The following is a 9,450-nucleotide window of genomic DNA, read 5'->3' as shown; positions in this document are numbered from 1 at the left end:
CGATATCTGACAAGTCGAGCTCAGCAGTGTAGCTAGCACGCTCACGACTGTTACCATCATAGTCTTGAACTTCGACGCTATCAGCCTTGACGATTACCAACTCTTGGTCATGAATTTCCATGTATTGGTTGGTCTCACGAATCATAGCCATAGCATCTGAGCAGACCATATTATAACCTTCTCCAAGACCAATCAAAAGTGGAGATTTGTTCTTAGCGACATAGATGACATCTGGATTTTCAGAGTCAATCAAGGCAAAGGCATAAGAACCACGAATGATGTGAAGGGCTTTTTTGAAGGCTTCAAGAACTGAGAGACCTTCTTCTTCTGCAAATTTCCCAATCAAGTGAACAGCGATTTCCGTATCGGTTTGCCCCTTGAAGTGGTGACCTGCAAGGTATTCTTCCTTGATTTCAAGGTAGTTTTCAATCACTCCATTGTGCACCAAGACAAAACGTCCCGTCTCAGAGCGGTGTGGGTGAGCATTATCTTCCGTTGGTTTCCCGTGAGTCGCCCAACGCGTATGTCCGATACCTGTTGTTCCCTCAACACCAGCTGTCTTGGCAGACAATTCTGCGATACGACCGACAGCCTTGACTAGATGATTTTCAGCACCACCTAGGACAAAAATCCCCGCAGAATCATAGCCACGGTATTCGAGCTTTTCAAGCCCTTGAATCAAAATATCAGTTGCATTTGTGTTTCCAACAACACCAACAATTCCACACATAGTATATACGACACAGACCAGCTGTGCTTTCTCCTTAAATTGGTATAGTCTAATTCTCGCTTTACGGAATCAGCAAAAACAGTATATACTTGTTTTTCTCACTTGTCAAGGATAAAAATTGGTATAGTTTTTCTATCTGGTATTTTATCAAGATTTCACTTGATACCTGACAAGTCGGCATCAATTACTTATAATAAGGGGAGGAGGTATTCGCCATGTGGTTTTTCTTCGCACTTTTATCAGCTATCTTTGCAGCCTTAACGTCAATTTTAGCCAAGATTGGGATTGAAGGAGTTCCATCCAATCTAGCAACTGCTATTCGTACAGTCGTCGTCATTCTTATGGCCTGGGCTATGGTTTTCTTGACCAATAGTCAGACCGAAATTGTCAACATCAGTAAAAAAAGTTGGCTCTTTCTCATCTTATCAGGCTTAGCCACTGGCGCCTCCTGGCTCTGCTACTACAAGGCCTTGCAGATGGGCAATGCGACTGAGGTATCTGCTGTCGATAAATTCAGTCTCGTCATTACCCTCGTTCTAGCCTTTTTCTTCCTACAGGATGTCCTGACGTTTAAAACAATTATTGGCTGTATCCTGATTACGATTGGGACCTTGGTGATGATATTGTAATAAAAAGTGAGATGAACACCATCTCACTCTTTTTATTCTTAAAATCCATTATGGTCGCTGAGTTCCTTGAACCAATGGCCTGATTTTTTTAGACGACGTTCCTGTGTTTCCAAGTCAAGCTCAACCAAACCGTAACGATTTTTATAGCTGTTGAGCCATGACCAGCAGTCAATAAAGGTCCATATTAAGTATCCTTTACAGTTGGCTCCATCTTCAATCGCACGGTGAAGTTCACGAAGATGTCCTTTGACAAAGTCAATACGGTAATCATCTTGAATCATCCCATCTTGACGGAATTTTTCTTCCCCTTCAACACCCATACCATTCTCTGTCAACATCCACTCAATATTACCATAATTTTCCTTGATATTTTGGGCAATATCATAAATCCCTTGCTCATAAATTTCCCATCCACGGTGAGGATTGATTTTACGGCCCGGCATGATATAAGGCTCGTAAAAATGTTCTGGCAAGAGGGGACTGTCTGGATGTTTAGCAAAACGTGGCGCCATGACACGCAAAGGCTGGTAGTAGTTAACTCCTAGGAAATCAACTGTATTCTCGCGAATGAATTCTAATTCTTCAACAGTATACTCTGGCAGCAAATCATGCTCAGCTAAAATCTCTACTAACTCTTCTGGATAAGCTCCCAAGACAGACGGATCTAGGAAAGATTGGGCTTGGAAGAGATCCGCAATGCGAGCAGCCTTGACATCTGCGGGATGCTGGCTACGTGGATAGGCTGGTGTCAAGTTGAGGACAATCCCAATCTTGGAATCAGGCAAAACTTCATGACAGGCCTTAACCGCAAGACTACTAGCCAGTTGCGTATGATAGGCAACCTTAACTGCTGCTTTGGCATCTACCTTGTGAGGATAGTGGGCATCGTAAAAATAGCCAAACTCTACGGGAACGATGGGCTCGTTAAAGGTAATCCATTGGTCCACCAAGTCACCGTATGTCTCAAAACAAAAACGAGCATAGTCTTCATAAGCCTTGACAGTTGCCTTATTTTCCCAACCATCGCCGTCTTCTTGGAGGGCAAAAGGCAGGTCGAAGTGATAGAGATTAACTAAGAGACGAATTCCCTTGGCCTTAATGGCTTCAAAGACCTGACGGTAGAAAGCCACCCCTTGCGGATTGACCTCTTCACGGCCCTGTGGGAAAATACGAGACCACTGGATAGAAGTTCGGAAGGCTGTATGCCCAGTCTCTACCAAAAGCTCAATATCCTTTTCCCAGTTTTCGTAAAAAGTCGATGTTTTATCAGGTCCAATTCCATTGTAGTAACGATTTGGCTCTACTTGGAACCAATAATCCCAGAGATTGTCTCCCTTGCCGTCACCAGGTACACGACCTTCTGTCTGTGGTCCAGAAGTGGAGGAACCCCAGACAAAATCCTTTGGAAATTTTAGCATAGCTTTACCTCTTCGTTTATTCATTTTTCCCATTATATAGAAAAAACAAGGTAAAAACTAGTTACATTTTTGCCTTGTTTTTCTTCTGATTATAGTTTTTATTTCTTGCTGAGGATTTCAAGGGTTTCGAGCAAGTTGTCTGCATGAACTTCGATGGTGTCACCAGTCGCCTTAATCTTAACTTCTACGATGCCATCGGCTGCTTTCTTCCCAACAGTGATACGGATTGGCAGACCAATCAAGTCGCTATCGCTAAACTTCACTCCGACACGTTCGTTACGGTCGTCTGTCAAGACTTCGTAACCAGCTCCCATCAAGCTTGCTTCAAGTTTTTCTGTTAAGGCTTGCGCTTCTTCATCCTTGACATTGACAGTGATCAAATGCACATCAAATGGCGCCAATTCTTTAGGGAAGTTAACTCCCCAAGCATAACGGTATTCCCCTTTAGGCGTTTTGTTGACAAAGAGGCGGGCGTGTTGCTCCATAACTGCTGAGAGAAGACGGCTAACACCAATACCGTAACATCCCATGATGATTGGCACAGCACGACCATTTTCATCCAAAACATCTGCGCCCATACTTGCTGAATAACGAGTGCCGAGTTTGAAAATATGACCGATCTCGATACCACGCGCGAAGTTAAGAACGCCTTGTCCGTCTGGTGAAATTTCACCCTCACGAACTTCGCGGATATCCACGTATTCTGCAGTGAAATCACGACCTGGGTTCACACCCGTCAAGTGGTAACCATCTTCGTTGGCCCCCACAACAGCATTGCGAACATCTTGTACCTTACGGTCTGCAATGATTTTCACATTTTCTGGCAAACCAACTGGGCCAAGCGAACCAAAGCCAGCTGAGATAACATTTGCTACTTCTTCCTCGCTCGCAACATCAAAGAAATCTGCTCCCAAGTGGTTTTTCAACTTAACTTCATTGAGTTGGTCATTTCCAACTAGAAGGGCTACAACAAGTTCTCCATCTGCCATGTAGAAGAGAGTTTTAATCGTTTGCTCTTCTGGCACATTAAGGAAGGCTGCAACTTCATCGATGGATTTAACACCTGGAGTTTCCACTCGAATCACTTCTTCTTCCGCAACGACACGGTTGCTTGGTTTGTACTCGTTTGTTGCCATTTCTAAGTTAGCTGCATAGCTAGACTCAGTTGAGTAGGCGATGGTGTCTTCACCAGAAACCATCCATTTGAGCAATTCTGCCTTGATTTCTTCTTGCACTTCTGCAGGAATTTCATCAAATGAGGCAACTGACTTGTCCAAGACAACCCAGCGGTCAAGGTCTGTACGGGCTGGTGTAATGGCCATAAATTCTTGGCTATCCTTACCACCCATGGCTCCTCCGTCACCGATGATAGCCTTGAAATCCAAGCCACTACGAGTAAAGATACGTTCGTAGGCCGCCTTGTACTCGTCATAAGTCACATCCAAGCTATCATAGTTGGCATGGAAACTATAGCCGTCTTTCATGATAAATTCACGCGTACGGAGAAGACCGTTACGTGGACGTTTTTCATCACGGTACTTAGGCTGAATTTGGTAAAGATTAAGCGGTAATTGCTTGTAAGACTTAACAGAGTCACGAACAATGGCTGTGAAAGTCTCTTCGTGGGTTGGACCTAGGATAAAGTCTGACTTTTCGCGGTTTTTCAATTTATAAAGGTCTTCACCATAGGTTTCATAACGACCTGATTCGCGCCAAAGATCGGCACTGAGAAGGGCAGGAGCCAACATCTCCACCGCACCAATCTTATCAAACTCTTGGCGCATGATATTCTTAGCCTTTTCAATCACACGGTTAGCGAGTGGCAGGTAAGAATAAACACCGGCAGAAACTTGACGGACATAACCAGCACGCAACATAAGGGCGTGGCTGATAACTTGAGCATCGCTTGGCATTTCGCGAAGCGTTGGGATTAGCATTTTACTTTGTTTCATAATATTCCTCGATTATCTAAAAGAAGAGTCGCATAATGTCATTCCAGGTCACAGCTAGCATCAAGACAACCATGATAACTACACCAGCCATGGTGACATAGGTTTCAATTTCTTGTTTAAGGGGTTTCCGGCGGATAGCCTCTAGGATGTTGAGCACAATCTTTCCACCATCCAAAGCCGGGATAGGAATCAAGTTAAAAATTCCAATATTGATGGAAATCATAGCTAGGAAGTAGAGGACATTCTCAAGACCATTTTTAGCAGCATCGCTACTTGCCTTAAAAATAGCAACGGGACCACCGAGTTTGTTCAAATCTGGATGGAAAATCAAGTTTTTCAGAGCCGAAAGGATGCGAAGTCCTGAGTCAGCAGCAGTTGTAAATCCACCAACAAACATGGATAGAAAGTCTGACTTGACTCCCGGTTGAACCCCAAGAATATAACGTCCTTGATTCTCTTCTGGAGTCACCGTGACTTGTTTTTCGCTACCATTTTCAGAAATGGTCACATCCAAGGTCGGGGCTGTCTTGTCCTTGGTATCTGCTTCCACAGCCTGGGTCAAGTCTTGCCAATTCTTAACCTCATGCGAGCCGACCTTGGTGATTTGAGCTGTCTCAGCTACGCCCACCTTAGCCAAAGCTCCCTCTGGCATGACATGAAAGAGATTGGTCTGAGTATCTCTAACACCGCCTTGCAAAAAGATCAAGATCCAAAAAACAACAACACCTAAGATAAAGTTATTCATAGGACCTGCAAAGTTGGTGATGAGCTTGCCCCAGATAGAAGCATTTTGATACTGTACATCCAAAGGGGCAATGCGTACTTCGGTTCCATCTTCTTCAACAACCGTTGCATCATGATCGACTGTAAAAGTCTTTTCTTCTTCCAGGACCAAACCCTTGATAAAGAGCTTGTCTTCAAAGTCAAACTGGGTTACCTGCATAGGAAGAGCCGTTTGATCCAACTTCTTCCCTGAGAGGTTGATCCGTTTGACCTTACCATCGTCAGCAAGTGTTAAACTGACCGGAGTTCCTGTCTTAATTTCTGTCGCATCATCACCCCAGCCTGCCATACGAACATAGCCTCCTAGAGGAAGGATACGAATTGTATAAGCAGTGCCATCCTTACCGATATGGGAAAAAATCTTGGGCCCCATACCAATGGCAAATTCACGAACTAGAATGCCTGATTTCTTGGCAAAATAAAAATGTCCAAACTCATGCACCACCACAATAATCCCAAAAACGAGGATAAAGGTTAGCAATCCAATCATTCAATATTCCTTTCTTTAAAACAGGCCAAATAAGTGCATCATTGGAAACACAATCAGCATGCTGTCAAAGCGATCCAACACACCGCCATGTCCAGGGATAAATTTTCCAGAATCCTTGACACCGAAATGGCGTTTCATGGCACTCTCAATCAAGTCACCAAACTGACCTGCCACACTGAAGAAGGCTGCAAAGAGACTCATTCTATAAATCCCATAAGGAAGAGCAACTGTGCTGTCCACTAACATGAAAATCACTGTTATCAGTACCGCACCTAGAATACCACCGACAAAGCCCTCAATACTCTTATTAGGAGAAACTCTTGGTGCCAACTTATGTCTACCAAAATTCATCCCTGTCAGGTAGGCTGCGCTATCTGTCGCCCAAACGATAAAAAGGGCCAAAAGTACCTTGTCAAAACCTGCCACCCGAGCATCTAGTAAGGCATTGAAGCCAAAACCAACATAAAAACTCACAGCAATTGGAAAAGCGGCATCTTCAATCGTATAGTTTTTACTGAAAACGGTCGTCCCTAGCATTATGGTAATCAGAACACTATAGGCAACCACATTTCCATCAACAGGCAAAAAAGTTAGGTAATTTTCTAAAGGAACTGTGAGAGCGAAGGTCGCAAAAAGAGTCAAAGCACCCTCAATGGTCATAGTCTTTAGTCCCTTCATGTGCAAGAGTTCATGGACGCCTAGCATCGCTAACAAGCCAATCCCTATCTGCAACAAGAGCCCTCCTGCAAACAAGACTGGAAGGAAAATCGCCAGGGCCAATACCGCAAACAATGTTCTCTTTTGTAAATCCTTGGTCATATCTTCTCCTAAACTCCTCCAAAACGGCGATTGCGATGGTTAAAAGCAGCAATAGCTTCCTGCAAGGCAGCTTCATCAAAATCAGGCCACAAGGTATCCGTAAAATAAAGCTCGCTATATGCTGCTTGCCATGGCAAGAAATTACTCAAACGCAACTCACCACTCGTACGGATAATCAAATCAGGATCCCGCAAATCCTTTGGCAGGTGTTGCGTAAAAAGATAGTCCCCAATCATATCTTCTGTGATGTCACCAGGGTTGATTTTAGCATCTAGAACATCTTGAGCCAAGCCCTTAAGAGCCTGCGTAATTTCAGCACGGCCACCATAGTTAAGCGCAAAATTGAGAATCAAGCCCGTATTGTTCTTGGTCAACTCCTCTGCTTTTTTCAAAGCTTCAAAAGTCGGCTTAGGCAAACGGTCTGTCTCTCCAATCATCTGAATCTTAACGTTATTTGCGTGCAATTCAGGGACATAGTTATCATAAAATTCGACTGGCAAGTTCATGATAAACTTGACCTCTTGATCTGGGCGTGTCCAGTTTTCCGTTGAAAAGGCATAAACCGTGATGACCTTGACTCCCATCTTGTTAGCTGCCTTGGTCACCTTTTGAAGGGCTTCCATCCCCGCCTTGTGTCCGAAGACCCGCGGTTGCATCCGTTTTTTAGCCCAACGACCATTCCCATCCATGATGATGCCAATATGAGCAGGAACCTGTGTTGGAACCTCAACTTCTACAGCTTTATCTTTCTTAAAAAATCCAAACATGTTCTTATTCCTATTCAAAAATCTATCGTTTCATTATACCATATTTCCCTATTTTCTTCTATTGGTAAGTTATTAGCTCTCCGTACAGACAAAAAATAAGCCGCCTGATTGGGCGACTTAATTTTATAGGGAGATTATTATGAAAAAGTTTTAGGAGTTTAAGTTAAGTTCCTCTTAACTTATGAACCTAGTATACCGTCCCTAACTTAAATTTTTCTTAAGTTTTTTGAGAAAGTTAGATTTTTCCATTTTTCTTGCCAATTTTTCTTGGACAAGCGTTCTTGATAGAGCTTCATTCGGTCCTCATTCTCTAAGAAGTGAGGAGTTGGGGATACGTGAAAGTTAAAAATATCCTCTAAACCATAAGGCGCAAAGAGCTCTAAAGTTGCGTCGGAATGCAAGCGGAGTCCTATCGCCGTACAGCGTTCGGGATACTTACTCATGGCATCACGAGAACTCGTGTAAGGCGCAGTGTGGGGACTGTGCAGATGCATATAGACCTGATTTTTCAACTCCCACCGATACTGAGGAAAATCTTCTCTCATCTTGTTCTCCAGGGTTACTGTTTCCTCATAAGAAATATCTGGATCAAAGAAAATCACATCCACATCCGTTTCATGATCAAAAGGGGATTTATCTGACAAGAGATTCCAGATGAAATTCCTGACTGAACCTGCCGCCAACCAGGAGTCTTTCAGACCAAGGTTACGAATGATGGGCAAAATAGCCATTATATCTGGATTTTCTCTAAAAACGTCTAGAATTTCTTGCTTATTTTTCATTGTATTCATACCCTAAATGCTCATATGCCTTAGCTGTCGCCACCCGTCCAGAACGAGTTCGCATGATAAAGCCTTTTTGGATGAGGTAGGGTTCGTACATATCTTCTACCGTCTCACGCTCCTCGGCGATATTAACCGAAAGGGTTCCCAGCCCGACAGGACCACCACCGTACATCTCAATCATGGTACGGAGGATTTTTTGGTCCACATAGTCTAGACCTTCACGGTCAACATCCAGCATGGTCAAAGCCTTATCGGTAATGACATCATCGATAACCCCATTTCCCATAATCTGGGCAAAATCGCGCACGCGCTTAAGGAGGCGATTGGCGATACGAGGAGTTCCCCGACTACGCAAGGCCAGCTCAGCAGCTGCCTCGTGGGTGATTGCCATCTCAAAGATATCTGCCGTCCGCTCAACAATCTCCGTCAAATCAGCATGGGCATAGTATTCCATATGGCCTGTAATCCCGAAACGTGCTCTCAAAGGATTAGAAAGCATACCCGCACGGGTCGTTGCACCAATCAAGGTAAAAGGTGGCAAGTCCAAATGAACACTGCGACTGCCTTCACCAGCACCAATCATGATATCAATGTAGAAGTCTTCCATGGCACTATAAAGCACCTCTTCCACCGACATGGGCAAGCGATGAATCTCGTCAATAAAGAGAACGTCTCCAGGTTCCAAATCATTCAAAATCGCTACCAGATCCCCCGCTTTTTCAATGACAGGACCAGATGTTTGCTTGAGATTGACTCCCAGTTCATTGGCAATAACAAAGGCCATGGTTGTTTTCCCGAGACCTGGAGGACCAAATAAAAGAACATGGTCCAGTGCCTCATCCCGCATTTTGGCAGCCTCGATAAAGATTTGCAGCTGGTCCTTGACCTTATCCTGACCGATATATTCACGTAAATACTGAGGACGGAGCGTACGTTCGACTAACTCCTCATCCCCCATGATTTCATTATCTAAAATTCTACTCATGGCTCTATTATATCAAAAATCCAAGCCACAAACAAAAAAGCCACCTGATTGGGTGGCTTCATTAGGGAGATTATTATGAAAAAGAAAAGTTT

Annotated in this window: 9 protein-coding genes; 1 reads left to right on the top strand and 8 read right to left on the bottom strand. The window is 43.9% G+C overall.

Annotated features, from left to right (window positions below; all coding sequences use genetic code 11):
• On the bottom strand, positions 1–730 hold a 730-nt coding region (locus HMPREF3057_RS00880), incomplete at its 3' end, for a class II glutamine amidotransferase (protein ID WP_083312787.1).
• Positions 731–945: 215 nt separating this feature from the next.
• Here HMPREF3057_RS00880 and HMPREF3057_RS00875 point away from each other — a divergent pair.
• On the top strand, positions 946–1,359 hold the full coding sequence (locus HMPREF3057_RS00875) for an EamA family transporter (protein WP_000264204.1): 414 nt from the start codon (positions 946–948) through the stop codon (positions 1,357–1,359).
• A gap of 38 nt (positions 1,360–1,397) precedes the next feature.
• Here HMPREF3057_RS00875 and HMPREF3057_RS00870 read toward each other — a convergent pair whose 3' ends face one another.
• From HMPREF3057_RS00870 to ruvB, 7 genes are all read right to left on the bottom strand, one after another.
• Entirely contained in the window at positions 1,398–2,777 is a 1,380-nt protein-coding gene (locus HMPREF3057_RS00870; RefSeq protein ID WP_049477445.1) for a glycoside hydrolase family 1 protein, read from the bottom strand.
• A 98-nt stretch (positions 2,778–2,875) separates the two neighbouring features.
• The gene (locus HMPREF3057_RS00865; protein WP_070696014.1) at positions 2,876–4,729 is read right to left on the bottom strand and encodes a proline--tRNA ligase; all 1,854 of its coding nucleotides are present in this window, start codon (positions 4,727–4,729) and stop codon (positions 2,876–2,878) included.
• A gap of 16 nt (positions 4,730–4,745) precedes the next feature.
• Positions 4,746–6,002, bottom strand: coding sequence for an RIP metalloprotease RseP (gene rseP / locus HMPREF3057_RS00860; RefSeq protein WP_000579743.1), 1,257 nt, complete (start codon positions 6,000–6,002; stop codon positions 4,746–4,748).
• Between the two features lie 15 nt (positions 6,003–6,017).
• Positions 6,018–6,821: a phosphatidate cytidylyltransferase gene (locus HMPREF3057_RS00855; protein ID WP_049477447.1), complete on the bottom strand. Its 804-nt coding sequence runs from the start codon at positions 6,819–6,821 to the stop codon at positions 6,018–6,020.
• A gap of 8 nt (positions 6,822–6,829) precedes the next feature.
• Positions 6,830–7,588 carry an isoprenyl transferase gene (locus tag HMPREF3057_RS00850; protein ID WP_000466705.1) on the bottom strand — a complete coding sequence of 253 codons (759 nt, stop codon included), beginning with the start codon at positions 7,586–7,588 and terminating at the stop codon, positions 6,830–6,832.
• Between the two features lie 206 nt (positions 7,589–7,794).
• Positions 7,795–8,379 carry a nucleotidyltransferase family protein gene (locus tag HMPREF3057_RS00845; protein WP_070696012.1) on the bottom strand — a complete coding sequence of 195 codons (585 nt, stop codon included), beginning with the start codon at positions 8,377–8,379 and terminating at the stop codon, positions 7,795–7,797.
• The gene (gene ruvB / locus HMPREF3057_RS00840; protein WP_080980700.1) at positions 8,360–9,358 is read right to left on the bottom strand and encodes a Holliday junction branch migration DNA helicase RuvB; all 999 of its coding nucleotides are present in this window, start codon (positions 9,356–9,358) and stop codon (positions 8,360–8,362) included. The genes HMPREF3057_RS00845 and ruvB overlap by 20 nt, the downstream gene beginning before the upstream one ends.
• Positions 9,359–9,450 lie beyond the last annotated feature (92 nt).

Origin of the sequence: Streptococcus sp. HMSC072D05 (genome assembly GCF_001815805.1) — a bacterium.
Taxonomy (GTDB): Bacteria; Bacillota; Bacilli; order Lactobacillales; family Streptococcaceae; genus Streptococcus.
The sequence above is the reverse complement of the archived record's forward strand: the minus strand, read 5'-3'. Positions and strand labels throughout refer to the sequence as shown.

Bases quoted from the DNA above. Each gene is read 5' to 3' on its own strand.
- HMPREF3057_RS00855 (WP_049477447.1), bottom strand. From the start codon at position 6,821: ATGACCAAGGATTTACAAAAGAGAACATTGTTTGCGGTATTGGCCCTG.
- HMPREF3057_RS00875 (WP_000264204.1), top strand. From the start codon at position 946: ATGTGGTTTTTCTTCGCACTTTTATCAGCTATCTTTGCAGCCTTAACG.
- HMPREF3057_RS00845 (WP_070696012.1), bottom strand. From the start codon at position 8,379: ATGAATACAATGAAAAATAAGCAAGAAATTCTAGACGTTTTTAGAGAA.
- HMPREF3057_RS00850 (WP_000466705.1), bottom strand. From the start codon at position 7,588: ATGTTTGGATTTTTTAAGAAAGATAAAGCTGTAGAAGTTGAGGTTCCA.
- HMPREF3057_RS00870 (WP_049477445.1), bottom strand. From the start codon at position 2,777: ATGCTAAAATTTCCAAAGGATTTTGTCTGGGGTTCCTCCACTTCTGGA.
- HMPREF3057_RS00865 (WP_070696014.1), bottom strand. From the start codon at position 4,729: ATGAAACAAAGTAAAATGCTAATCCCAACGCTTCGCGAAATGCCAAGC.
- rseP (WP_000579743.1), bottom strand. From the start codon at position 6,002: ATGATTGGATTGCTAACCTTTATCCTCGTTTTTGGGATTATTGTGGTG.
- ruvB (WP_080980700.1), bottom strand. From the start codon at position 9,358: ATGAGTAGAATTTTAGATAATGAAATCATGGGGGATGAGGAGTTAGTC.